Consider the following 23,327-nt stretch of genomic DNA (forward strand, 5'->3'; position numbering starts at 1 on the left):
GCCTTGAGGGGCATGAACAGCCGGGTGTCAACATCACCGACTCAGGCGAGGCGGTAGCCGAGGGCGGTGTGGCGGCGTCCGCCGCCGACGGTACGTACCGCGGCGCCGAGGGCGCGGCGGGAGCCGACGAGGACGACGAGTTTCTTGGCGCGGGTGACGGCGGTGTAGAGCAGGTTGCGTTGCAGCATCATCCACGCGCTGGTGGTCAGGGGGATGACGACGGCGGGGTATTCGGAGCCTTGGGAGCGGTGGATGGTCATGGCGTAGGCGTGGGCGAGCTCGTCGAGTTCGTCGAAGTCGTAGTCGTAGTCGTAGTCGATGCTCTCGTCCTCATCGGTGCGCACCGTGAGCGTCTGCTCCTCGGGGGAGAGGTGGGTGACGATGCCGAGGGTGCCGTTGAAGACGCCGGCTTGGCCGTTGTCGTAGTTGTTGCGGATCTGGGTGACCTTGTCGCCTATCGGGAACACCCGCCCGCCCGCCCGCGCGCCGTTCGGGCGGGGTGAGGCGCTGCTGCAGCAGGGTGTTCAACGCGCCGGCGCCGGCGGGGCCGCGGTGCATGGGGGTGAGGACCTGCACGTCCCGGCGTGGGTCGAGGCCGAACTTCGCCGGGATGCGGGTGCAGGCGACGTCGACGGTGAGGGCGGCGGTGGCGTCGGTGTCGTCGCAGGCGAACATGAAGAAATCAGGCAGGCCCTGCAGGAGGGGTGGGCGGCCGGCGTTGATGCGGTGGGCGTTGGTGACGACGCCGGACTGGGCGGCTTGGCGGAAGATCTGGGTCAGCCGCACCCGCGGGACGGTGGGGGAGGCGAGCAGGTCCCGTAGGACTTCGCCGGCACCGACGGAAGGGAGCTGGTCGACGTCGCCGACGAGCAGCAGGTCCGCGCCGGGTGGGACGGCTTTGACGAGTTTGTTGGCCAGGATGAGGTCGAGCATGGAGGCCTCGTCGACAACGAGCAGGTCGACGTCGAGGGGGTTGTCCCGGTCGTAGGAGGCGCCCCCGCCGGGGCGTAGCTGCAGAAGCCGGTGCACGGTGGCGGCGGGGTGGCCGGTCAGCTCGGCCAGGCGGTTGGCGGCGCGGCCGGTCGGGGCGACGAGGGTGACCTTGGCTTTCTTGGCGGCGGCGAGCTCGACGATGGAGCGGACGGTGAAGCTCTTGCCGCAGCCCGGCCCACCCGTCAGCACCGCGACTTTCGAAGTGAGGGCGAGCCGGACGGCCTGTTCCTGCTCGGGGGCCAGGTCCGCGCCGGTGCGGGCCTTCAACCAGCCGAGGGCCTTGCTCCAGTCGACGTGAGTGAAGTGGGGCAGCCGGTCGGCCCGGTCGCCGAGCAGGCGCAGCAGGGAGGAGGCGAGGGACTGCTCGGCGCGGTGCAAAGGCACCAGGTACACCGCCTGCACCGGCTTCCCGTCGCCGCCGGGCAGGGTCTCGCGGACGACTCCCTCGCCGGCGACCAGGGTGTCGATGCAGCCGGTGACGAGGTCGGCGGGCGCGTCGAGGATCTTCGTGGCGTCGGCCACGAGATCGGCCTGGGGCAGGTAGCAGTGACCGTTGTCGGTGGCCGCGGACAGGGTGTACTGCAGGCCGGCCATGACCCGCTGGGGGCTGTCGTGGGGGATGCCGACGGATCGGGCGATGGTGTCGGCGGTCTTGAAGCCGATGCCCCACACGTCGGCGGCGAGCCGGTAAGGCTCCTTCGACACGACGTCGGTGGAGGCGTCGCCGTACTGCTTGTAGATCCGCACGGCGAGGGAGGTCGACACGCCGACGCCTTGCAGGAAGACCATCACCTCCTTGATGGCCTTCTGCTCCTCCCACGCAGCGGTGATCTTCGCCGTGCGTTTCGGCCCCAGACCGGCACCTCGACCAGGCGGGCGGGTTCGGCCTCAATCACGCGCAGCGTGTCCAGGCCGAAGTGGGCCACGATCCGCTCGGCGAACACCGGCCCGATGCCCTTGACCAGACCGGAGCCCAGGTAGCGCTGGATGCCCTGGATCGTGGCTGGCAGCACCGTGGTGTAGGAGTCGACCTCGAACTGCCGGCCGTAGCGCGGGTGCGACGACCAGCGCCCGTGCAGCCACAGCGTCTCGCCCGGCCGCGCACCCAGCAGCGCGCCCACCACGGTCAATAGATCCGCGCTACGATCCGTGGACACACGGGCGACGGTGTAACCCGTCTCCTCGTTGACGTAAGTCAGCCGCTCCAGCACCGCCTCCAACGAGGCGAGCGGCGCGTGGGCAGGAGCGGTCACGGAAACCATCGTGCCGCCTGCCGACCCGGCACCGACACCCACCCGGCAACTCGCCTGCTACTTCTAGGCAACGGGCCTGAACCGGCGGGCGGAGCGGGACCCATAGCGGGGGTCGCGCGCCATGCGCCCACAGCCCGCAGCATGGTGCGGCCGATGCGGTTGGTGGCAGCTAATAGGGCATGCGGTAGCTTTTACCCTTTCAACAGCGAATACCGCATCGGGGAAGGCCACACCTTGTCGTCCTTTCGGGATGGTTCGCGCAGGAGGCGACAAGGCCCTTGCCCTACATGAGAGGCAAAGTCGTGAGTTCCTACACCATTACCATCGCCGCGAACGATCCCAGCCGGGCGACCACAACCGTCAGGGCCGAGTTGAACGGCGAGACCGCCCGCATCACCGAGCTGGTGGTAAGCGCCGGTGAGGGGGACGGGCCCGGGCTGACCGCTGGCCAGATTCCCGCGGTCGATCTGGATCTGCTGCTGAGGGCGCTCACTCCTGCCGTCGGCGGGCAGCAGGCGTTGACTGTGGCGCCTGCTGCTGCAGCCGACGACGCGCCCGCTGGAGTATCCGTTGACGACGAGGAGCCCGCCGCGGACACCGAGGCGGCCCAGCCTGTCGCCGCAGCCACGTCCGCCGCCGAGCCGGCGACGACTGTCCCGGTGAAGAGCGACGCGACCGAGGTCGCCGTTCCCAAGCAGGCGTCACGGGCGAAAGCACCGGCCGCTGGCGCGACCCGGGCGCGTGGACGGAAAGCCGCAGGCGCCAATGCCGCCAACGCCGGGCGGAAAGCCACCAAGCAGACCGCGAAGGGCGAGGCGTCACCGGGCAAGGGTCGCGTGTACCGGCGGTCACCGAGTGATCTCGAGTCGGTGTACCAGCAGGCCGGCAGCGTGGCGGCTGTCGCCGATCACTACAACGTGCCCCGGCACACCGCCCAGGGGTGGATCCGTACGCTGCGTCGCCGGCAAGCCAGCCCAGCCGAGTAACGACACCAAGGCGTCGGCACACAGCGCCGTCGCCTCGCGCTGGCCGGGACCGGTGGCAGGCCGGCCGGTTCGCTGGCCACCGCGACGCTCGCCTGCTCATCCGGACGATCTGCGTGGTCGCGGTTGTCCGGTTCTCGATCGCCGGAGTGCGGCGCGATAGTTCGTCGGGCCGGATAAGGATGCGACGGTCACCTCGGCGCTCCCGCGTTGGCGGACCGACGCGCGGGGAGCATACGGGCGATGGGACCGAGTGACGCCAGGACGCCGAGTACCGCCGCTCCAAGACCGATGAGGGCGGCCTCGGAGCCGGTAGCCCGGTCCCAGGGCAGGTGCAGGATCGCGTCGGCCGACCATGATCCGGCGCCGGTGAACCCGATGCTGGCCGCGAGCCCGGCCAGGACCAGCGGATACTCACCGCCGCCCCCGGCGTTCCACGACTTTCCGGCCTTCGCGGTCATTGCGACGCCGGCGACGAGCATCGTTCCGGTCGCGATCGCGGCACCGAGAGGTGTGCCGAGGCCGAGGATGAGTAGAACAGCAGCCGCCGATTCGCAGATCGATGCGAGCACCGCCATGGGCCTGCCAGGGACCTGCCCCAGGGATTCGAAGATCAAGGCGGCCCTGTCGAGGCCGGGGCCGCTGAACCAGCCAGCGAGCTTCTGGGTCGCGTGCGCGAACAGTATGAAGCCAATGAGTGCGCGAAGCACGAGCAGTCCGATGTCGATCGACATTCCTCTTCCTCATTTCTGTGGTGGCCTGTGAATGGACTACGTCAGGCGCGGTCAGCCTGCCCACGCGGCTTCGATCAATGCGCGCACGGCGGTCGGCGTCGGGGGCGATGGATTGCTGGCAGGGGCATTCTCGACGACCAGTTTCGCGATCACGTCGATCTGGTCCTCCGACATACCAAGCTCGTGGAGTCCGCGCGGAACGCCCGCATCGAAAGCCAGCGATCGGAGTCCCGCGACGGCGTCGGTGGTCCCGAGCGCCTGCGCGACTCGATCGGCGGCATCTCGCGCGTGCGGAGCGTTGAAGGCGAGAACGTGCGGGAGGACGATCGCGTGCGTCATGGCGTGCCGTAGGTCGAGTGCCCCGCCCAGAACGTGGCAGATCTTGTGATGCAGGCCAGTGCCGGCGGTCGCGAACGCCGAACCGGCCAGGTAGGCGCCATAGAGAAGGTCGGTCCGGGCCCTGGCGAGTGAACCCGAGGCGGGCAGCGCGCGCAGACCGGCGGCAAGTGCCCTGATGCCCTCCCCTGCGATGAGGTCCGAAATCGGACTGCGACGGGGCGCCCACAGCGCATCGACGCAGTGAGCCACTGCGTTGAGCGCACTCGCCGACGACAGGGCGAGCGGCAGGCCCACGGTGAGCTCGGGGTCGTAGACGACCACGCGCGGAAGGACACGAGGATCGGTGCCGGTCGTCTTTCGAGCGTTCTCGGTGATGCCCCAGACCGGGGTGACCTCCGAACCCGCGTACGTGGTGGGAACTGCGACGAGGGGCAGACCGCTGGTCAACGCGATCGCCTTCGCGGTTCCAGTGCTGGAACCACCCCCGATGCTGAGCAGTGCGTCCGCGCCGAGTTCGGCGGCCAGGGCGCGGGCCCGAACTGCGGTAGCGATGGGGACATGCTCCCTGACCTCGGTGAACCGGCCGACAACCCGCCCTCCCAGCTGAGCCGCCAGCTCGTCACCGAGGACGACGAGATCGGGCGCGACGATCATGAGGACGCGGTCGACGCCCATCAGGTCCAGCTCCCCCGCGAGCTTCAGTCGTGAGCCGGCACCGAAAACGATGCGGCCCGGCAACCCCTCGTGAACGAACGACAGGTTCGAGGTGCGGTCAGCGTGGTCAACGGACTTCACGAAGGAACTCCATTCGAATCCTCGCGCCAACGGCCGAACGGCCGGTTTGGCGGTCGGGCGTCGCGACGGCGACGTAGCCCCGCTCATCGACTTTGACGACCGCAGGGTGCGTAGGCCGGCCTGCCGCGTCCGGGTCGTGGACGGTGCAGATGTAGCGGCCCGCCCCCGGCCACGCCCGTCCAGCCGCAAGGCGGCCGTCGACGCCGTCGCGCCGAGGAGCCGTCACGACGGCGTCGAGGTGGTAGTGCCTCCCGAGTAGCATTGCGGCGGTTCGTAGTCTGCCCGCGGCGATCTCCGCACGGATTCGCGTCGAGGAGACCGGCCGGCCCGCGTGCTCAAGGAGCCCCATCCGGACGACCTCGAGCCCGCTCGGCCGGCCGAGTTCGGCGAGCGTGGCGGGGCTGCCTGCCGCCCTATGCCCAAAGCGGAAGTTCGACCCGACGACGACGGATCGGCTCTGCAGCCTCTCCACCAGCAACTCGCGCACGAAGTCCTCGGGGCTGGTCTCGAGGAACTGCACGCTGAGCGGCAGCGCGAGCACGAAGTCGGCTCCACATCCCACGAGCCGGGCCATTTTCCCGTGCAGGTCGGTCAGGGCTGGCGGCTCACTGCCGGGAGAGAGCACCGTGGCCGGATGGCGGTCGAATGTGACGACAACCGTAGCGACACCGAGCCGGTGTCCACGCGTCTGCGCCTCCGCCACCAGCCTACGATGACCGCGGTGGACTCCGTCGAAGTGCCCGATCGTTACGACGGTTGGACCGAGATGGCCCGGGATTTGGTCGGGATTTCGCCACAACCTCGCGGACCAGTCCGGCCCTTCATCGAGGGGCACGGCGTTGGCCGTCATGACGCTCACGGTTGACCACCCAGGACGATGTCGAAGCGAGCCAGGGTGAACGGCGCGACCACGTCGTACCGGGCCGCCTCTGCCGGGTCCTCTATCCGCTGGAAGCCGCGCACCAAACCGTGCTTGACGGCGAAGACGGCGTCGGAGTCGAGGTACTCGCTGCCGGCCACGAACACATGCGTAGTCAGCCGCTCGTGCCCTGGGGCGTCTACGATGAAATGCACGTGCGCAGGTCGGTACGGATGCCTCCCGGTCACGCCGAGCAGCTTGCCCACCGGTCCGTCCGTTGGAATCGGGTAGTGGCAGGGGGTCACCGTGCGGAACCAGAAGCATCCACCGGGGTCGGCGGCGAATATGCCGCGGCCGGCGCCCGGAGGCTGCACGTCGGGCTGCTGCACGTCGTAGAAGCCCTTGTCGTCGGCCTGCCAGACGTCCAGGACGGCTCCGGCAACCGGGCGTCCCGCGGTGTCGACGACCCGGCCTTCGATCACGCACACGTCGCTGTCGCGGCCGGGATACAGCGTGTCGCCCAGGTTACGCCGGGGGCTCCCCGTCATATGGAAGGGGCCGAGGACGGTCGACGCCGTCGCGCCTTCCGCGGCGCGCGCGTCGGCACCGTTGATGGTTTCGATGAGCATCGAGACACCGAGGACGTCGGAGAGCAGAATGAACTCCTGCCGAGCGTCGGAGCAGGTCTGGCCGGTCTCGGTGAGGAAGGCGATTGCGGCCTCCCACTCGGCCATCGTGGGTCGCGCCTCCCGCACGTATGCGTGCAGGTGATGCACGAGCCCCTGCAACAGCTCGCGGAGCCTGAGATCGGAGGTCGTCTCGAAACTCTTCGCGACGACCAGCGCGGACTCGTTCTCGGTGAAGTCCACCACAACCTCCTTCGTAGCCATCCGCCCGGGGCCGGGAGTCGGTCAGGCCCGGCCCCGGGCTTATGACGTGGTCAGTGCTGCCTGAGAAACGACACGTCGTCGTTGCCGATGAGGTCGGGTACGGTCCACCCGTCGAGGTCGTACTCCGCCATGCACTGCTCGGCGTAGCCCCTCATCGCGGCCGCGGCGCCGGACTGCTCGGCGTTCAGTAGCGCCTCTACGCGGATCTGCTCGTGGTTGCCGGCGTAGTTGAGCTCGTAGAGCTCGTGGCGGCCACCGAATTCCGAGCCGATCGAGTCCCAGATCAGCTTCATCAGCTTGATCCGCTCGACGGCGTTGATTCCGTGCGAGCCGCGCACGTACTTGTCCAGGTAGGGCCGGATGTCGGGGTTCTTGAAATCGGCTGCGCTGGAGGGAAGGTAGATCAGCGAGGCCCCCAGGTCCTGCAGGATGATCTCGCGAATCCGCGGGTAGCCGACGGTCATGAACCAGCGGTAGACCATGCCGTATTCGAGGTTGGGCAGCAGCGCTCCCGCCTTCCACTCGGCGGGCTTGGCGACCTGGACGTCGGAGATGGCCCAGAACATGTTGCGCCAGTTGATGACCTCGCCGACGCGGGTCTGCACGCCGCGGAAGTCCTTGGTGCCGGTGGCCTCCAGGCCCTTGAGCAGCAGGCCGGCCAGGAAGTCGAGCTTCACGGCCAGCCGAGTGACGCCGTGGAAGGTAAGACGGTGCAGGAAGCCCGAGTGGGGCAGGAAGCTGCTAGCGGCCTCCGTGTCGCCATAGATGAGGACGTCGTCCCACGGGACCAGGACCTTGTCCAGGACGAAGATCGTGTCGTTCTCATCGAGACGGCTCGAGAGCGGGTAGTCGAACGGGCTGCCGGTGACCGCGGCCTGGTTGGAGTAAGAAGGGCGGCAGATCAGCTTCATACCCGGGGCGCCGGCCGGGACGGTGCACACCAGCGCGAACTCCCTCTTCTTGATCGGGAGGCCGTAGTGGGCGATGAAGTTGTAGTTCGTGATCGCCGAACCGGTCGCCACGACTTTGGCGCCGCTGACCACGAGACCGGCATCGGTCTCCTTCTCGACGTGCAGGAACACGTCGGCTACCTCGTCGGGGCTGCGGTGCCGGTCGACCGGCGGGTTGATGATCGCGTGGTTCCAGTAGTGCAGCTTTTCCTGCGAGTCCTGGTACCACCGCTGGGCATTGGACGCGTACTCGCCGTAGAACTCGGCGTTGGCGCCCAGGGTGCCGAGGAAGCTCGCCTTGTAGTCGGGACTGCGTCCCATGAAGCCGTAGGTCATCCGAGCCCACTCGGCGATTGCGGCTTGGTCGGCCTTGAGGTCCTCGACGCTGCGCGGTGTGCGGAAGAACGGGTGGGTGAACCCGTCGCTTCCGGTGTCGGTGGGCGTCGTCAGCACGTCGCGGTGGTCCGGGTCGTGCATGGCGTCGTAGAGGCGGGCTGTCATCCGAACGGCATTGCGGAACGCGGGGTGTGTGGTGACATCCTCGACCCGCTCTCCGTAGAGGAACACCTCCCGGCCGTCGCGCAGGCTCTCGATGTACTCCTCACCGGTCATCGGCCGGGTCGGACGGCCAGCTGCGCCGGCCGGCGTGGGGACCGATTCGTGTTGCAGGGTCATCGCAGGCTCCATCGTGGTTGTTGGATATGGACGGTGCTTCCAGCCGACCCGGGCGTGCATACCCGGGCTGTCATCGAAGGTCCGATGGTTGGGCGACGGGCACGTCGGCGACCCAGCTCAGGGCGGAGGGGCCATCGCCCGATCCCTCCCAGGGCATCGGACCGGCGTCGTGGTGCAATCCGTGGAACTCACCGGTGTGGAAGAGGAGTGGACGGCCCGTGCGGATCCGGAACTCCTGCACCTCGCCGAGATAGAGGATGTGGTCGCCCCCGTCGTAATGCCGCCAGGGGGTGCAAGACACGGAGGCCAGGCAGTGAGCCAGCCCGGGCGCCCCGCAGCCGGTGTCGGCGCCCCACGCAACCTCCTCCAGGCACGGGCGTCCGGCGAAGTGCAACGCAACCTCCTGCTGCGCGGCCTCCAGGACGTTCACCGTGAAGGGCACCGCCTCCAACAGGCGGCTGATCCTCGAGCGGCGGTCGAGCGAGACCAGGACCAGCGGCGGGTCAAGGGACACGGCGGTGAAAGCGTTGACGGTTGCTCCGTGCGGGCTTCCATCGGGCGCACGGCAGGTAACCACCGTGACGCCGGTCGTGAAATGCCCCAGACATCGGCGGAGTTCTCGGGGATCGATCGCCATTGGTCACACCTGTCGCTAAGGGTCGCTAGATCGTGATGGTGTTTCTCCGGGGAGCCTCCTGCCGCCTGGCGATCAGGGACTGCAGGGCGCGGGCGATCTCGTCGTCCGGGCGTGCGGCGCCGTTCCGGCTGCGCCACCCGACGAACCCGTCGGGACGGACCAGCACGGCTCCCTGCTCGGTGATGCCATAGGCCGCAGCGAGGAGGTCTGGGTGCGCTCCGGCCGGATGGGCCTGCAGGGGCACTCCGAGCCGGTCGACCACTACCCGGGCGGCGGCGCGCCACGCCCCTCCGGCGCGGCCGGAAAGGAGGACGAAGCCGGACCCGAACAGGTCGAGACTGGAGACAGCAGCCGCGTACTCGACATGCGGCGCGCGGGTACCCGGTCGGCCCGCGGCATCCCTCGGGTGCCCAACGATGTCGCAGTCATCAGCGGCGTCGGCGTCCGGCACGACGGCTGCCGAGTGGTAGCGATAGCCGATCTCCATACTGAAGTCGTCAACCAGGGGCGGGACGTCGTCGGCGAGCAGTTCGGGGGTGACGCGATGCCGGTAACGGGAATAGGCCTGGTCAACCGTGAGCCCGCCCACCGGCCGTCGCTCGGCGTCATAGCTGTCGAGCAGACCCTCGCCCGCGGCACCGCGGACGACCATGGCCAGCTTCCAAGCCAGGTTGTGTGCGTCGTGGATGCCGGTGTTGCCGCCGAAGCCGCCGTTGGGCGGCACGACATGCGCGGCGTCGCCGGCGAGGAAGATGCGCCCCTCCTGGTAGCGCTCGGCAACCTCCGCCATAGCGTTCCAGTGCGCAACGTCGTCGACCTGGACGGCCAGGTTCGGCACGCCGACGGCGGCGCGCACGAGGTCGGCGGCCCGTTCGGTGGTCAGCCCCTTGGTGACGTCCAGCGCTCCTGGGCGAGTGGGGTCGCCGAGCGTGTTGACGACCAGGAAGCCCGAGGTGCCGGACCGCTCGAAGCGGAAGAACCCTCGCAGGCTCGGGTTGTCGATGTAGATGACGCCCAGCTCCGTGCCCGCCAGCAGCTCCCGACAGTCGGCCTGGAAGTAGATCGTCGCGCTGCGGGAGAGCAAGCCATGACCGCGCATTCCGATGCCCAGCTGCGTGCGGATCGGGCTGCGGTTCCCGTCGGCCGCGACCACGTACCGTGCGCGGACCGACCGGTCGTCTCCGGTAGTGCGATCCCGAACGACGGCGGTGACACTGTCCGCGTCCTGATACAGCTGGACAACTTCGGCGCTGTAACGCAGTGTCGCGCCCAACTGCTCGGCGCGCTCGCGCAGCAGCGGCTCCAAGGCGTCCTGGGCCACGAACAGCCGGCGCGATGGACTGAACTCGGCCACTCCCTCATTGAGGTTAGGGATGTAGGTCGCGATCTCACCGCCAGCCAAGGTCTCCATCGCATTGATCCCGCCGTTGGGAAAGAACCGCTCCGCGGAGAGCCGTTGCAGGGGCTCCTCAAGCCCCACGGACCGCATCAGCTCCAAGGTGCGCAGGTGCAGGTGCCCGGCACGGGGGTGGATGGCGGTGCCGGCGTGGCGCTCGACCGTCAGCGACTCGACGCCGTGCTTTGCCAGGAACAGCGCCGTCGACAGGCCCACCAGGCTGCCGCCGACAATCAGGACCGGAAGCTCGTCGGAATCCGTGTTCTTCGTCACAGCTCTTATCGTGAGGACGCAAGGGACATCTGCCAAGCGGATGATATGGATAGGCGGTATCTGTGACAGATATAGTCCCTAGCCATGAAGCTTGCTGGCGTGGACCTCAACCTGCTTGTTGCGCTTGACGCATTGCTAGCTGAGCGCAACGTCACCCGCGCCGCCGGCCGGATCGGGCTGAGTCAGCCCGGGATGAGCAGTGCCCTGGGCCGGCTGCGCAAGCTGTTCGCCGACCCGTTGCTTGTGCGCGAGGGCACCGCGTTGGTTCCGACCGCACGTGCGCAATCCCTCGTCCAGCCGGTGCGCGAGGCGCTCAATCTGATTGAGCACGCCATCGAGGACCGCGCCGGCTTCGATCCGGCCACCGACGAATGCACCTTCCGAGTCAGTTGCTCGGACTACAGCGTGCTGATTCTGATCGCTCCCCTGATTCGGCGCCTCGCCGCCGAGGCGCCAGGTGTGACGATCCAAGTCCAACCACGCTCGCCCGATCCTGTGCAAACACTGCGCGACGGGGAGACCGACCTTGTCATCGAGCCTGTCGAGATCATGGGCGGGGCCACGCTGCCCTCGCAGCGGCTGTTCGTCGATCGTTGGCTATGCTGCGTGTGGGACGGCAACACCCAGGTCGACGACACCATGCCGCTCGAGACGTACCTGCGACTCGGCAGTGTCGTCTACTCCATGGGCGCGGGCAAGCCGGTCGCACTCGTCGACGAGCACCTGGCCCGTCTCGGCCCGACTCGCAGAGTCGAGTTCTCTGTGGAGAGCTTCCTTCTCGCGCCGTTCCTGCTGCAGGGCACCGACCTCGTGACCCTGGTGCTCGAACGGGCCGTCCCGCTCCTGCAACGTACCGCGGCCATCCGGCTGCTCGAGCCTCCCATGGATCTCCCGTCGATCACCCAGACGATGTGGTGGAGCCCCGTCCGCACGACCGACCCGGCGCACAGCTGGGTCCGCGCACGGATCGGCGAGGTCGCTGCCGCGCTCGACCACACCACCCTGTGACCGAAGTGGGTGGCCTGGTGGCCGACATCGCCTTCCAGCGGGCGGGCATCCACTGTCGGCGGCTCGTCCTGCTGCTTGACCGATGCGATGACGTGCCCATACCGTCATCGCATGCATACCTGTTTCCAGCAGGTGTGCTTGGAATTGGTGTTCGTGTCCCCCCTCGAACACGAGCTGGGACCGCGCGCCAGCAACGCGGTTACCTGGGTGTGAGTTGTAGTTCGCCACGAACGACGATTATGGATTTGTAATCGACGTCGCCCCCTTGGACAACGTGCAGCTGTGCTGGTCCGGTTCGGCTCCTTGGAGCCGGGACCTTCTTGTTCCCGATTGTCGACACCCGACACAGGCGCCCGGCCCGTGCCGAATGCTGCCCGGTTCAGCCAACAGATGGCGTCCGCAGACCTGCTCCGTGAACAGTACGGAGTTGTTGGGTAACGGATGGTTCATGCGGTCGCGCTGTTGGGTGGCTGTTGGGTACTCGGCGGTGCCCAGCCGTGGTGTCCACGCGGTCCGGCTAGCCATTTGTGGTTGTGAGGGCAGACTCGATAGCGCCGCGTCGGCGCATCTTCAGGACGAACCGTCATGATCGGGGTGCGCGGCACGACATTACGGTGACCATCAGCCGCGCTCACCGGTCAGTGCACGTCGCCGCAGCTGACTGCGGGCAGACGGTCTCAGGGTGGTGGCAACCTGTCGCGGGCGGCCGCCGTCGCCAGCAGGACTGGCCTAGCGGCTTGTCTATCCGGTCGGGCCTCATCGCTGGGTGCCGGCGTTCGAGCCGGCGTCCGACGATGAGGCTGCCGGGAGGTGGCCAGCCATGAAATGGGATCTCTCCAAGATGACGTCGGGGCTATCGCCGGCGTGGGTGGCCTTCCTTGTCGATTGGGATCGGTCGTTGCGGTCGGGGAACTACCCGTCGACCACGCGGTACAACTATCTGCTGGCGGTGATTCAGCTAGGCCGCTACCTGGCCGAGCAGGGATGCCAGCCGGAGGCAGTGGCGGCAGCGGGCACGCCGATCGCGGCCACTCGCCGGCGCATCGAGGCGTTCCAGACGTGGATGATCGAGACCCGGTCGGCGGCCACAGCGCTGAACAAGCACAAGGCGCTGCAGCAGTTCTTCAAGTGGCTGATGGTCGACGAGGGGGAGATCTGCCAGACGCCCATGCTGCGGGTCCGGCAACCCAAGACACCGGAGCGGCTCATCCCGATCATTCGCGACGAGGACACGAAAAAGATCCTGGACACCTGCAAGGGGAGGGAGTTCGTTCAGCTGCGCGACGAGGCGATCATCCGGGTGTTGTGCAACACTGGCGCGCGGCTGTCCGAGGTGGCCAACCTCAACCTTGAGGACGTCGACCTCTCCCTGGACTCGGTTCGCTATCACGGCAAGGGCGCCAAAGACCGCCGCGTCCGCATCGGCCCCAAGACCGCTCGGGCGGTCAGCCGCTACCTGCGTGGGCGTCACCTTCAACGTCGACAGCGCTCGTCGGAAGAACCGCCGAGCCGCGCCGGCGTCCCGGCGGGCCGAGACCAGCACGTCAATGACCTGCCCGTACTGGTCGACTGCCCGAGAGCAATCGTCAAGACTTGTGGATGAGAAATCTTGATCAGGCGGCTGCGGCTGGGTCGTGACGGGCTGGGTGGCGGGTCGTTCGACGAGCCGGCCGCGTTCATAGCGGGCGCCGGCGCGGACCAATGCGACCAGGTGCGGCGCGTTGACCGCCCGCCACCGCTGTTGAGCGGCCTCGATGAGTCTGAACGCCATCGCGAGGCCGGCAGCTTGGAGCCGGGACCCTTGGTGACCTTGGTGCGGTGCCGGACCGTGGCGAAGGTCGACTCGATCGGGTTGGTGGTGCGCAGGTGCACCCAGTGCTCGGCGGGGAAGTCGTAGAAGGCCAGCAACTCAAGAAGCTGGAGCACGTCGCGGCGTACGGCGGGGTGGCGATCCTGCCCCTGTCGACCGCGAGGTTCTACACCCGGCCCGGCGTTGTCCACGTGCCCGTCGACGACCTCAAGCCCAATCAGGTCTGCCTGGCCTGGGCCGAGGCCAACCGGTCACCTCTGGTGCACGAGTTCGTCGACATCGCCGCACGGCAGGCCCAGGCGGCAGCCCCCTCTCCCCGGGCGACCCATGGGTAGCGGCGGACGGCTCCTGCGGGCGCCTCAGGGCGGGCTGACCGCAACATGAAGCCTGTACAGCCAGGGGTTCGGGGGATCCCAGCTACCGGATCATCGAATACTTTCCATGCTGACGATCCCGGATGACGGCACAGCCACTGCCATGTTCCCGTCACCACGCTCGGCAGCCTCAGCAGGATCAGGCGTCACGCGGGAGTGAGCTCGAGGACGTTTTCAACCCGGCGCGCCACATCGAGAAGCTTGCGGTCGTCGCCCCGTGCTCCGTCGAGTTCGATTCCGAGGGGAAGGCCGCTTCGGGCTAGGCCTATTGGAAGGCTAATACCGGGTAGTCCGGCGCCGCTGGCAGGAATCGTGTTCTTCGCGAGAAAGAGATGGTCGACTCGTTCGCCAGCCACTGTGAAGCTCCACTGATCCTCGATCAGCGGTGCGAGTGCCGCGGTCGTGGGGAAGGCCAGTGCATCAAAGCCTCCCGCGCCGAAGACGTTGCCGAGACGGCGCTGGAGTTCCGGGCGGTCGATCGACAAGGTTTCCTCCAAGTCGCTCTCGGTGAGGTAGCCAGGTCCGGAAGGTATGACGAACTGATTCCATACCTCTTTAAGTTGCGGCTTCAGATCGTCGTAGATCTCGTCGAAAGTGACTGGGACGTCGTTCTGACGGAGAAACTCGGAGACCGCTTGCTGCGTCTCGCGGAAAAAGAGGTTCCAGGCTACGCGGTCTGCCAGCTTGGAGAAGTCCTCGCCAAGGTCAATCTCGAGGACTTCGGCCCCGGCATCTCGGAGACGATGAAGGGCGGTGACGAACTGCGACTCGATCTCGGGATCGACAAGCCCGAGGAACTGCTTCGGGGCGTAGGCGAATCTCACGTCCTTGAGGCCAGAGTGCTTAGAAGGGGACGCGAACTCGTCCGCAGCGACGATCTGGTCGATCAGTATGCAATCGTCGACATTGCGCGCGAGTAGCCCGGTTGTGTCGAGGGTGTGAGAGACCGGCGCGACTCCATAGCCCGGCCAGCGCCCAATGGTCGGCTTGAAACCGACCACTCCAGTCAGCGCGGCAGGCACTCTGATGGAGCCGATCGTGTCGCCCCCGAAAGACGCGGGCACAATCCGAGCCGCGACGGATGCTGCTGAGCCACTCGATGACCCCCCGGGAATGTGCTCTCGGCCGTGGGGATTTTTCACCTGGCCGTATCGGTCGTTGTCACCGGTCAAGCCATAGGACATCTCGACAAGGTTGTTCTTGCCGAAGACGATGCCGCCTGCATTCTTGATTGCTCTGACGACATCGGCGTCTTGGGACGGGATGAACGTCTCTAAGGTCTTCACGCCGAGAGTTGTACGAAGGCCGCGCGTCGCATAGCTGTCTTTGACTCCTAGAGGGACTCCGAGAAGCGGAGCAGTCGAGCCTGCAGCGCGGGCCTTATCGGCCTCCGCGGCTGCGGCCAGTACCGCGGACTCATCGATGGTGATGAAGGACTGGAGATCCGAGTAACGTCGTGCTCGCTTCAGAAGGGCCGCGGAGTAAGACTCAGCGCTGATGTCGCCCTGACGGATTGCGGTAGCGGCTGCTGCCACGCCGAGATCCGCGAGCTCGCGGTCGTCCGCCGCGGGCGCCGCATCGATGGCTGGTTTGTCGGTGCTCATGAGAAACCTGTTCTGAGTCGTTGGGGTAGGACTACCGTGCGAGAGTGCTAGCTGCGCTGTGCTGAGGTTGGGTCGAACGCATCCGGCACAGGTATGTCGAGAACTCTGAGCAGGTTCGCAACCTTTCGGTCCAGCTCGAGACCGACCGCGGCAACCTCCGGAAAGGAGAAGCTCGCGAAGCGCGTGCTGGGCTGGTCGATGGAGAACCGCGTGAGACCCTCACGATCGCGGTGGATCGTCGTGCGCAAGGGCGCATAGAGCATCACTGCGGGATCGTGGCGATACATCCGCTCCGCGATCGTGTGGTTGCCCATCAAATAGGCGACACACGCGTCGGAGTCTCCCGCGAGTTGCATGGTCTCGCCGACGTCCGTGCTCCAGAACCGCATGAAGCCGTACGGCGCATTCACTTCGGCGTCGGCGAGTACAGCATCCCAACTCGCGCGCTCCCTACGAAGTTGAGCCAGCCTGTCGGCATTCAACGCCGGGACTGCCGCCTCGTATCGAGTGCGGATGTCCGCGAAGCTCGTCTTGGTGTCGATTGACCATCGGACCACCTCGTGAGGGGTGGAGACAAAGGTTCGATCGGGCATGCGATGTTCGATCCTCTCGTGCTTGCGGGTCCGGATGTGGAGCAATGCGTCCTAGCGAGACCGCTTCGGGTGGGCGTTTCTGAAGCGTTGACACTCAGCGGCGCCTCACCGTTGAAGTACAACGATCGTTCTACTTCAACGGGTATCGAGAAGCCGCCACATCCCGGCCCGCTCCCGATCTTGTACCGCTCGGAAACCCGGTTCTGGCCTCTGAGGTGCGGTTCTGTGCGACCCGGCTAGCCAGCCGTGGGGCATGGTGGCGGGCATGTTCCTGTCTTTCGGATACCTGATCTTGTGTCAGATCCTGCGGCTGGTGGGCCAAGGCCTGCGCGGCGGCCGGTCCAAGGACATCGAGATTCTCGTGCTGCGTCATCAGGTCGAGGTCCTGCGCCGGCAGGTGGCACGGCTGGACCTGGAGCCCACCGACCGAGTGGTTCTGTCAGCCCTTTCACGGCTGCTTCCTCGTTCCCGGTGGTCGACGTTCTTTGTCACCCCTGCCACGTTGCTGCGCTGGCACCGTGAACTGGTCGCCCGGAAGTGGACCTACCCGCAACGACGACCCGGGCGCCCACCGATACGGGCGGAGATCCGCGCCCTGGTGCTGCGCCTGGCCTGGGAGAACCCGACCTGGGGCCACCGCCGGGTGCAGGGCGAACTGCTCAGGCTCGGTTATCGGGTCGCTCCCAGCACCGTGTGGCGATCCTGACCGCCGCCGGCGTCGATCCGGCTCCGCGGCGCGGCGGGCCGACCTGGACCGAGTTTCTGACCGCTCAGGCCAGGGGCGGTTTGGCCTGCGACTTCCTGCATGTGGACACGATCGGTCTGACCCGGGTCTACGTGCTGTTCCTGATGGAGATCGGGGCCCGGCGGGTACATATCCTCGGGGCCACCACGAACCCGGCGGGGGAGTGGGTTACCCAGCAGGCGCGGAACCTGTTGATGGACCTCGGCGACAGAGTCGCCCAGTTCAGGTTTTTGATCCGGGATCGTGACAGCAAGTACATCGCCGGGTTCGACATGGTCTTCACCACCGAGGGCATCGAGATCCTGCGTACCCCGCCTCGGGCGCCGCGGGCGAACGCGTACGCGGAACGATGGGTACGCACGGTCCGCCGCGAGTGCCTCGACCGGATGCTGATCTACAACCGCCGTCACCTACTGGCCATTCTCGGCGAGTACGTGACGCACTACAACGACCACCGGCCTCACCAAGGCCGACACCAACACCCACCCAACGCCACCGACGTACCGCTCTCACCGGTCGCTGACCTGACCGCAGCACGAGTGCGCCGCCGGAAGATCCTCAACGGGCTGATCAACGAATACGCCCAGGTGGCGTAGCTGTAACCGACTTTCCGAGCGGTACAGGAGGAATTGCGCCCAGGTTGTCGCTGATCCCTCCGGTGCGGGATCGATGCCGGCCTCGCGGAGGATCGCCCAGACGGTGGAGGCGGCGACCTTGATCCCGAGAGTGAGCAGTTCGCCGTGGATGCGCCGGTAGCCCCAGTTGCTGTTCTCTCGGGCCAGCCGCAGGGTCAGGGTGCGGATTGAGCGCAGTGTGCGGGGTCGTCCGGGTCGGCGGGGTCGGGAGATGGTGGCGTGGCGGCGGGCGAGCAGCTCGCGGTGCCAGCGCAGGATGGTGTCTGGGCGCATGAGCAGCCGAAGTTGCTGCAGCGCTGCCCGGGGGAGTGGGCGCAGCAGTGCGGCCAGCAGGGCCCTGTCGGCGGGCTGGAACCGGACGCGTTGGTCGCCGAGTTGGCGCTGCAGCACGGCGATCTGGTGCCGCATGATGAGGATCTCGGTGTCCTTGTCGTGATCGCTGCGGGCAACAGCCGCAGCAGCGCGAACACGTTGGTCACACCGAGGTAGGCCAGTCGCAGGAACACGAGGCGGCATCATCGCGTAGTCATCGACATCGATCGGCCAGGTGACAAGCCGAACCAGCCGTGATCGCTCGCCAGGTGTCGACGAGTCGACCCTGAGCAGGGTGGATGGCATTTTCGGCAGGCACAGGCCTTCAGCGGGGATGTGGCGGCGGAGCAGACGATCGAACAGAGCCGGCAACAACTCAAGCTTCCGGCGGCAGCATTTGATCCTGCTGCCGGCCCCGGTAGGTCTCCAGCAGCCTCAGCCAGACCTCACTGATCGTCGGGAACGCGGGCACGGCATGCCAGAGTCGTTCCACCGGCACTTCGCCTGCGACCGTGACGGTGGCCGAGTGCAGCAGTTCTCCGACGCCGGGCCCGACGAAGGTGACCCCCGCCACCGTTCCGCGGTCCACATCGACCAGCATACGGGCCTGGCCGCGATAGCCCTCGGCGTACTGGTGCGCGCCCGCGACGCGTGCGATGTCGTAGTCGACCACCTCGACCCGGCGTCCGGCCCGCTCCGCCTCGCGCGCGGTCAGGCCGACGGACGCGACCTCCGGGTCGGTGAAGACGACCTGCGGCACGGCCGCGCCGTCGGCGGTCGTGGCGTGCGCGCCCCACCTGGCGTCGTCGACCGGCTCTCCCTTAGCGCGGGCGCCGATGGCGGCGCCGACGATCCGGGCCTGGTACTTCCCCTGATGGGTCAGCAGTGCCCGTTGGTTGACATCGCCGGCGGCGTAGAGCCAGCCGTCGGCGACGGCGGTCACCCGGCCGGTGTCGTCCACGGTCAGCCAGTCGCCCGCGGTGAGACCGACGGTCTCCAGGCCGAGGTCCGCCGTCCGCGGGGCTCGGCCCGTGGCGAACAGGATCTCGTCGGCGGCCAGTTCTGCGCCGTCGGCCAGCGTCATCCGCACCTCGCCGTCCTCGCGCGCCACGTATGTCACAGAGGCCCCGAAACGGATGTCGACGCCGGCTTCGCGAAGCCCGTCCGCGACCAGCTCGCCGGCGAACGGCTCCATCCGCGGCAGCAGTCCGGCGTCGCCGCGGACCAGCATCGTCACCTGGGCGCCGAGCGCCTGCCAGGCGGTTGCCATCTCGACGGCCACCACGCCGCCGCCGACGATGGCGAGACGGCCTGGTACGTGGTCGGCGCTGGTGGCCTCACGGCTGGTCCAGGGGCGTACGGTGTCGAGTCCGGGTGTGTCGGGCAGGGCCGCGCTGGTGCCGGTGCAGATGGCGACGGCGTGCCGTGCGGTCAGCCGGACGGTGTCGCCGTCAGGGGTCTGCACCGCCACCTGGCGGGGGCCGTCGAGCCGGCCGTGGCCGCGTATCAGGTCGACGGAGACTGCGTTCAGCCAGTCGACCTGGTTCTCGTCGTTCCAGTACGCGGACATCTTGTCACGGTGCGCGAGGACCGCCTCGACGTCCAGCGGCCCGGCCACTGCCTGGCGCAGCCCGGGGACGCGGCGGGCGTCGGCGCGTGCCAGCACCGGCCGCAGCAGCGCCTTGCTGGGCTCGCAGGCCCAGTAAGAGCACTCGCCGCCGAGCAGTTCGCGCTCCACGATCACGGTGCTGAGCCCGGCGGCTCTGGCCCGGTCGGCCACGTTCTCGCCGACCGGGCCAGCGCCGATGACGACCACGTCATAGGTGCGGGGTGCCTCGTTCGTCACTGCTTCCTCCATGACTGCGTCTGAGACTCTGTCTAGAGTGCGGCTTCCGCAGAAGCGGGGCTGCCGGGCCGAGGCTCCCTGGTCGTGTCTGCGGTAGCCGGCCCGCCGCCGAAGCGCCCGCTGATGCCGCTGCGTGCCGGCGACGGTGCCCGAGGTCGCGCCTCGGGTCGCCGAGGGAGGGCCGTGACCCGGGCCTGGGTCTCGGCTGGGCGCCGTTGTGCCCCGGTCCCCGGTCGGCCAAGCTGCGGCACGGTACAGCGTATGGCTGTGGTCAAGCTTGGGGCGCGGAGGGCGCCCGGCGGCAGCGGTCCGGCGCCGGTGTCGCACCGAGGGCGGAACGGGCCGGCCGCCACGTAGGCTGGTGCCGACCCGTCGCGCCCTCGGTGACTGAGGTGGTGTCAGCGGCCGGGGGCCCGCTTCTTGACCTCCTGGAGTACCCAGCCGTTGCCGTCCGGGTCGCTGAAGGTGGCGAAGGAGCCGTAGTCGGCACGGGTGGGGTGCGGGCCGGCGATCCGCGCCTGGCCGCCGGCGCGGTGGACGACGTCTCCGCCGTCGTGGCCGTGGTACACGGTCCCGCCGGCATCGTGGAACACCTCGCTCACCTCGATGCCGCGACCGACGAGCTCCGCGCGGGCCTCTTCGATGTCCGAGACGACGAGCTGTGGCCCCCGTCGTCGTCATCCACACGTCGCCGCCGCGGCCGGGCCGGGTGCGCGTGAACGGCTAGACTTGCGGGAGCTTCAGGGTGCGCTCATCGTCATCGGTGGGGCTTCGGTCCGTGTCCCCCCTCCGACATGAACTCCCACGACAGCCGGCGGGAAGTCACGCGCTGCTCGTCTGGCTGACGGCGGGGAAGTCGATGTTGGCGGGGGAGTGGTGCGACGACTCCTTTACTCGGCCCGGGCGTGGTCGAAAATCGACATGTGTGAGGCAGGCGGTAGGTGGTGGAGCAAGGACGCGGCTTGTAATGTCACGAACGGGCCTCGCGGCGGGTGGTGACCTCCTGCAGCGTCCAGCCGTTCCCGTCCGGGTCCTGGAATGAGGCGTGCGAGTTGTAGCTCTGACGTTCGGGGTCGGGGCCGGGTTGGCGCGCCTCGGGCCAGAAAGGGCTGCCGGGGCCGTGGTAGACCTCGGTGATGTCGACGCCTCGCTGGACCAGTTCCTCCCGTGTGGCCACGATGTCGGAGGTCACCAGCTCTAGGTGCCGCATCGACCCCGGTGCAGCGGCTATCGGCAGGCCTTTGCCGAACACGATGGACGTATGGCCGTCACCAGTCGGGGTCAGTTGCACGACGCGGACGTCGTCGCCGACCTCGATGTCTAAGTCCAGTCGCCAGCCCAGGCGATCCCGGTAGAACTCCATCGCCCTGTCGACATCCGACACCGGGATCGTGACCACCTCAAGATTGACGTGCATCGTACCCACTCCTTGTCCGCCCTGTCTGCGGTGTTCTGTCCCGACGGCGGGAACCCTTTGGTCCCGGCCCCGGGCCACCCGGGCTCCCGCCGGCCATCAGTCACCAAGGCCGGATCAACGCCCCTGTGATCGAGGACCGGGAGCGGCGACTGCCGCCGCTGTTCCTACCGCCGGACAGTACCCCCGATGGGGCCATGTCACGGGAGGATCCGGAGGTTGTGCTGGTCGGATGTCCGTCGCGAGGGTCCGTGGCCCGGTGCCGGTAACGAGTGGTTCGGGTATCGTCCGGCAGGCGGGACAGCCTTTGCTTCGTTACGGTCCACGCCACAAGCACCAAGCACCTGGCTGAGTGACATGCATCAATGTGCTGCTCGACGTCGCCCCTCCGACATGAACTCCCCCGACAGCCGGCGGGAAGTCACGCGCGGCTCGTCTGGCTGACAGCAGGGAAGTCGATGGTGGCGGGGGAGTGGTACGACGACTCCTTTACTCGGCCGGTTTATGCTTCAGGCGACCTGGGCAAACGTGCGCGAGCATGCCGCTGGGCCACCGGACTACTGGGGGTCAAGGGGTCGTCGGTTCAAATCCGGCCGTCCCGACGCAGGTCAGAGGCCATTCGGGATCTTCCGGATGGCCATTTCTGATCTTGTACAGCAGTGAAGTACAGCAACGGCTCATTGGTCGAGGCTCTCGCAGGGCTTCTCGGGTGGCCTTGGACGAGACCTGGCTGTAGATCTCCATGGTGATCGAGAAGTCGGCGTGTCTCAGGATCGCCATCGCGATCCGCGGATGCACGTCCAGGTCGACCAGCAGGGAAGCGCAGGTGCGCCGGGCGTCGTGGACGGTGATCTTAGGGGCGCCGGCGTTGGCGATGCGGCTGTCGTAGGAGCGGTTGAAGTTCCGCGGCTCGACCGGCAGCCCGTAGCGGGTCGTGAAGGCCATGCCGGTGTCGTGCCACGCATCGCGGGCCTTCTCTCTGGCCGCTTCCTGTTGGCGGTAGCGGTGCCGCAGCGCGGTGACGCAGATGGCCGGCAGCGGCAGGGAAGCGTCGGACTCCTCGGTCTTGCTGGTGCTGGCGCTGATGGGCGTCGGACTCTGGTACGCGCTGCTGCGTCCACCGTGAAGTCCCTGGCCGAGGAGGCTGCCCAGGGGCAGGTCGCCCCGGTGGCCCGGCAGGCCAGCGCCGCCGACACCCGAGCCCAGCAGGCGGACGACAAGGCCCAGCAGGCGGTCGACGCGGTCGCGCCCGGGGCCAGCCCGTCGCCGACCCCCACCGTCCGTCCGGGCGTGCCGGCCATCCCCGACGGTGGGCAGTCGTCCAGCCGGCGGCTGTCGGTCACCGCCGGGGCCGGCGCCATCGGCACCGACCGGTACACCGTGCCGTCCCGTCGGGTCTTTGTGCTGACCGACATCTTCCTGCAGAACCCGCAGGGCGACGAGGGGCGCCTCGACCTGGTGGTCGACGGCAGGACGGTGCTGACCGTCGCGCTGGCCAACTTCCGTGACCTGGACTACCACATGGTTTCGCCGATCGAGGTTTCCGCCGGCCGGGTGATCAGCCTGCGGACCAACTGCCGACGCGCCCCGGGACCGCGCTGGACGGCGCCGGTGGCGGAGGCGGCCAGTGCCGCGACTTCGCCTTGCTCCTGGTATCCCCTTCGCGGCAGGGTGGGCGGGGCCTCTCGTCTGGTCGGGGCGGGTGGGATTGCCGTTACGGCGGGGTGACCATGGCGTGGATCTTGTTCCAGGCGAGGATGAGGTCGGTCTGGTGCGGGTGGGTGTCGTCGAGGCGGATCAGCCGTTTACGGGCGCGGCGCACGAGGCGGGCTGGCGCGTTGAGTAGCACTCGGCGCAGGGTGGCCGGGCTGGCTTAGCGCAGCCCGGACTGTTCGGCCAGCAGCCGCAGCAACGGGGCGCCGACCGCACCGATCAGCCCGGACGCCCCGGTGGTCAGCGTCAGTCCGCGGGCCCAGGCGTTGGCGCGTTGTTCGATGCGTCGCTTACGCTGCAATCGTTTGGCACGCGCAGCCTTCATACGCAACCTGGTCGATGTCATACGCTTCACCTGGTAGGTGCCGCCCTTCTGGAAGATTCTCGATCTAGGCAACCCAGATCATTCCAGGTAGGACGGCACCTCCTTCACGTCAGGGCCGGCAATCAGCCATCACGCCGTCGAGCCCATGAATTCGTGAGGCTGGATGTCGGC

Annotated in this window: 21 protein-coding genes and 5 pseudogenes; 7 read left to right on the top strand and 19 right to left on the bottom strand. The window is 67.9% G+C overall.

Features of this window, described 5'->3' with window-relative positions; all coding sequences use genetic code 11:
* Window positions 1-41: 41 nt before the first annotated feature.
* Window positions 42-2,255: pseudogene (gene recD2 / locus GA0070624_RS17170) on the bottom strand (SF1B family DNA helicase RecD2).
* A 293-nt stretch (window positions 2,256-2,548) separates the two neighbouring features.
* Between recD2 and GA0070624_RS17175 the strand changes: the two are divergent.
* A complete protein-coding gene (locus GA0070624_RS17175; protein WP_245718839.1) occupies window positions 2,549-3,232 on the top strand; it encodes a hypothetical protein in 684 nt (227 codons plus the stop codon).
* A gap of 188 nt (window positions 3,233-3,420) precedes the next feature.
* Here the strand turns inward: GA0070624_RS17175 and GA0070624_RS17180 are convergent, their stop codons facing one another.
* The 7 genes from GA0070624_RS17180 to GA0070624_RS17210 all read right to left on the bottom strand — a co-directional run bounded on the left by GA0070624_RS17180 (window position 3,421) and on the right by GA0070624_RS17210 (window position 10,777).
* The gene (locus tag GA0070624_RS17180; RefSeq protein WP_218105182.1) at window positions 3,421-3,963 is read right to left on the bottom strand and encodes a DoxX family protein; all 543 of its coding nucleotides are present in this window, start codon (window positions 3,961-3,963) and stop codon (window positions 3,421-3,423) included.
* A gap of 51 nt (window positions 3,964-4,014) precedes the next feature.
* A complete protein-coding gene (locus GA0070624_RS17185; RefSeq protein WP_245718840.1) occupies window positions 4,015-5,097 on the bottom strand; it encodes a maleylacetate reductase in 1,083 nt (360 codons plus the stop codon).
* Complete coding sequence (locus tag GA0070624_RS17190; protein WP_141715068.1) at window positions 5,084-5,947, bottom strand: hypothetical protein; 864 nt, start codon at window positions 5,945-5,947, stop codon at window positions 5,084-5,086. The genes GA0070624_RS17185 and GA0070624_RS17190 overlap by 14 nt, the downstream gene beginning before the upstream one ends.
* Window positions 5,948-5,952: 5 nt before the next feature.
* Entirely contained in the window at window positions 5,953-6,825 is an 873-nt protein-coding gene (locus tag GA0070624_RS17195) for a dioxygenase family protein (RefSeq protein WP_218105183.1), read from the bottom strand.
* A gap of 71 nt (window positions 6,826-6,896) precedes the next feature.
* Window positions 6,897-8,471: a 4-hydroxyphenylacetate 3-hydroxylase family protein gene (locus GA0070624_RS17200; RefSeq protein WP_091342355.1), complete on the bottom strand. Its 1,575-nt coding sequence runs from the start codon at window positions 8,469-8,471 to the stop codon at window positions 6,897-6,899.
* A 70-nt stretch (window positions 8,472-8,541) separates the two neighbouring features.
* Window positions 8,542-9,108 carry a flavin reductase family protein gene (locus GA0070624_RS17205; RefSeq protein ID WP_091342357.1) on the bottom strand — a complete coding sequence of 189 codons (567 nt, stop codon included), beginning with the start codon at window positions 9,106-9,108 and terminating at the stop codon, window positions 8,542-8,544.
* 25 nt (window positions 9,109-9,133) lie between these two features.
* Window positions 9,134-10,777, bottom strand: coding sequence for an FAD-dependent monooxygenase (locus GA0070624_RS17210; protein WP_176731743.1), 1,644 nt, complete (start codon window positions 10,775-10,777; stop codon window positions 9,134-9,136).
* 84 nt (window positions 10,778-10,861) lie between these two features.
* Here GA0070624_RS17210 and GA0070624_RS17215 point away from each other — a divergent pair, with 84 nt between their 5' ends.
* Both GA0070624_RS17215 and GA0070624_RS17220 read left to right on the top strand, forming a co-directional pair.
* Window positions 10,862-11,785, top strand: a complete 924-nt coding sequence (locus GA0070624_RS17215) for a LysR substrate-binding domain-containing protein (RefSeq protein ID WP_091342362.1) — start codon at window positions 10,862-10,864, stop codon at window positions 11,783-11,785.
* Window positions 11,786-12,626: 841 nt separating this feature from the next.
* Window positions 12,627-13,247 (top strand): annotated as a pseudogene (locus GA0070624_RS17220) (tyrosine-type recombinase/integrase); the annotation flags it as partial.
* A 23-nt stretch (window positions 13,248-13,270) separates the two neighbouring features.
* On the opposite strand, the pseudogene GA0070624_RS17225 reads toward GA0070624_RS17220, so the two are convergent.
* Together GA0070624_RS17225 and GA0070624_RS17230 are read right to left on the bottom strand one after the other, a co-directional pair.
* A pseudogene (locus GA0070624_RS17225) lies at window positions 13,271-13,361 on the bottom strand (DDE-type integrase/transposase/recombinase); the annotation flags it as partial.
* 75 nt (window positions 13,362-13,436) lie between these two features.
* Window positions 13,437-13,696: pseudogene (locus GA0070624_RS17230) on the bottom strand (transposase); the annotation flags it as partial.
* Window positions 13,697-13,729: 33 nt separating this feature from the next.
* On the opposite strand from GA0070624_RS17230, the gene GA0070624_RS17235 reads away from it, so the two are divergent.
* Entirely contained in the window at window positions 13,730-13,930 is a 201-nt protein-coding gene (locus GA0070624_RS17235; RefSeq protein WP_342672766.1) for a type 2 periplasmic-binding domain-containing protein, read from the top strand.
* Between the two features lie 185 nt (window positions 13,931-14,115).
* Here the strand turns inward: GA0070624_RS17235 and GA0070624_RS17240 are convergent, their stop codons facing one another.
* A complete protein-coding gene (locus GA0070624_RS17240) occupies window positions 14,116-15,573 on the bottom strand; it encodes an amidase family protein (protein WP_091342365.1) in 1,458 nt (485 codons plus the stop codon).
* A 47-nt stretch (window positions 15,574-15,620) separates the two neighbouring features.
* The gene (locus GA0070624_RS17245; protein ID WP_091342368.1) at window positions 15,621-16,166 is read right to left on the bottom strand and encodes a DUF302 domain-containing protein; all 546 of its coding nucleotides are present in this window, start codon (window positions 16,164-16,166) and stop codon (window positions 15,621-15,623) included.
* Window positions 16,167-16,431: 265 nt separating this feature from the next.
* Here GA0070624_RS17245 and GA0070624_RS35280 point away from each other — a divergent pair, with 265 nt between their 5' ends.
* Complete coding sequence (locus tag GA0070624_RS35280; RefSeq protein ID WP_218105184.1) at window positions 16,432-16,872, top strand: helix-turn-helix domain-containing protein; 441 nt, start codon at window positions 16,432-16,434, stop codon at window positions 16,870-16,872.
* The gene (locus tag GA0070624_RS35285; protein ID WP_245718841.1) at window positions 16,860-17,507 is read left to right on the top strand and encodes an integrase core domain-containing protein; all 648 of its coding nucleotides are present in this window, start codon (window positions 16,860-16,862) and stop codon (window positions 17,505-17,507) included. Before GA0070624_RS35280 ends, GA0070624_RS35285 begins: the two co-directional genes overlap by 13 nt.
* Here GA0070624_RS35285 and GA0070624_RS35790 read toward each other — a convergent pair.
* From GA0070624_RS35790 to GA0070624_RS35795, 5 genes and pseudogenes are all read right to left on the bottom strand, one after another.
* Window positions 17,421-18,230, bottom strand: coding sequence for a hypothetical protein (locus tag GA0070624_RS35790; protein ID WP_245718842.1), 810 nt, complete (start codon window positions 18,228-18,230; stop codon window positions 17,421-17,423). The genes GA0070624_RS35285 and GA0070624_RS35790 overlap by 87 nt on opposite strands.
* Window positions 18,231-18,234: 4 nt before the next feature.
* On the bottom strand, window positions 18,235-19,704 hold the full coding sequence (locus GA0070624_RS17260) for a dihydrolipoyl dehydrogenase family protein (RefSeq protein ID WP_245718843.1): 1,470 nt from the start codon (window positions 19,702-19,704) through the stop codon (window positions 18,235-18,237).
* 398 nt (window positions 19,705-20,102) lie between these two features.
* The gene (locus tag GA0070624_RS17265; protein ID WP_218105185.1) at window positions 20,103-20,297 is read right to left on the bottom strand and encodes a hypothetical protein; all 195 of its coding nucleotides are present in this window, start codon (window positions 20,295-20,297) and stop codon (window positions 20,103-20,105) included.
* Window positions 20,298-20,674: 377 nt separating this feature from the next.
* Window positions 20,675-21,121, bottom strand: coding sequence for a VOC family protein (locus GA0070624_RS17270; protein ID WP_091342373.1), 447 nt, complete (start codon window positions 21,119-21,121; stop codon window positions 20,675-20,677).
* A gap of 687 nt (window positions 21,122-21,808) precedes the next feature.
* Window positions 21,809-22,189 (bottom strand): annotated as a pseudogene (locus GA0070624_RS35795) (tyrosine-type recombinase/integrase); the annotation flags it as partial.
* Between the two features lie 51 nt (window positions 22,190-22,240).
* On the opposite strand from GA0070624_RS35795, the gene GA0070624_RS34800 reads away from it, so the two are divergent.
* Window positions 22,241-22,846, top strand: coding sequence for a hypothetical protein (locus GA0070624_RS34800; RefSeq protein ID WP_176731529.1), 606 nt, complete (start codon window positions 22,241-22,243; stop codon window positions 22,844-22,846).
* On the opposite strand, the gene GA0070624_RS36435 is transcribed toward GA0070624_RS34800, so the two are convergent.
* Together GA0070624_RS36435 and GA0070624_RS34805 are read right to left on the bottom strand one after the other, a co-directional pair.
* The gene (locus GA0070624_RS36435) at window positions 22,833-22,967 is read right to left on the bottom strand and encodes a hypothetical protein (protein WP_281180984.1); all 135 of its coding nucleotides are present in this window, start codon (window positions 22,965-22,967) and stop codon (window positions 22,833-22,835) included. The two genes, GA0070624_RS34800 and GA0070624_RS36435, sit on opposite strands and share 14 nt — an antisense overlap.
* Before the next feature lie 24 nt (window positions 22,968-22,991).
* Window positions 22,992-23,156, bottom strand: a complete 165-nt coding sequence (locus tag GA0070624_RS34805; RefSeq protein ID WP_176731744.1) for a hypothetical protein — start codon at window positions 23,154-23,156, stop codon at window positions 22,992-22,994.
* Window positions 23,157-23,327 lie beyond the last annotated feature (171 nt).

It is taken from the genome of Micromonospora rhizosphaerae (assembly GCF_900091465.1).
In the GTDB taxonomy this organism is placed as follows: domain Bacteria; phylum Actinomycetota; class Actinomycetes; order Mycobacteriales; family Micromonosporaceae; genus Micromonospora; species Micromonospora rhizosphaerae.

What these genes read in the sequence shown, in the direction of transcription:
- GA0070624_RS17180 (WP_218105182.1), bottom strand. Translation starts at nt 3,963, where the DNA reads ATGTCGATCGACATCGGACTGCTCGTGCTTCGCGCACTCATTGGCTTC.
- GA0070624_RS17190 (WP_141715068.1), bottom strand. Translation starts at nt 5,947, where the DNA reads ATGACGGCCAACGCCGTGCCCCTCGATGAAGGGCCGGACTGGTCCGCG.
- GA0070624_RS17200 (WP_091342355.1), bottom strand. Translation starts at nt 8,471, where the DNA reads ATGACCCTGCAACACGAATCGGTCCCCACGCCGGCCGGCGCAGCTGGC.
- GA0070624_RS17205 (WP_091342357.1), bottom strand. Translation starts at nt 9,108, where the DNA reads ATGGCGATCGATCCCCGAGAACTCCGCCGATGTCTGGGGCATTTCACG.
- GA0070624_RS17215 (WP_091342362.1), top strand. Translation starts at nt 10,862, where the DNA reads ATGAAGCTTGCTGGCGTGGACCTCAACCTGCTTGTTGCGCTTGACGCA.
- GA0070624_RS17240 (WP_091342365.1), bottom strand. Translation starts at nt 15,573, where the DNA reads ATGAGCACCGACAAACCAGCCATCGATGCGGCGCCCGCGGCGGACGAC.
- GA0070624_RS17245 (WP_091342368.1), bottom strand. Translation starts at nt 16,166, where the DNA reads ATGCCCGATCGAACCTTTGTCTCCACCCCTCACGAGGTGGTCCGATGG.
- GA0070624_RS35280 (WP_218105184.1), top strand. Translation starts at nt 16,432, where the DNA reads ATGTTCCTGTCTTTCGGATACCTGATCTTGTGTCAGATCCTGCGGCTG.
- GA0070624_RS17270 (WP_091342373.1), bottom strand. Translation starts at nt 21,121, where the DNA reads ATGCACGTCAATCTTGAGGTGGTCACGATCCCGGTGTCGGATGTCGAC.
- GA0070624_RS34805 (WP_176731744.1), bottom strand. Translation starts at nt 23,156, where the DNA reads ATGAAGGCTGCGCGTGCCAAACGATTGCAGCGTAAGCGACGCATCGAA.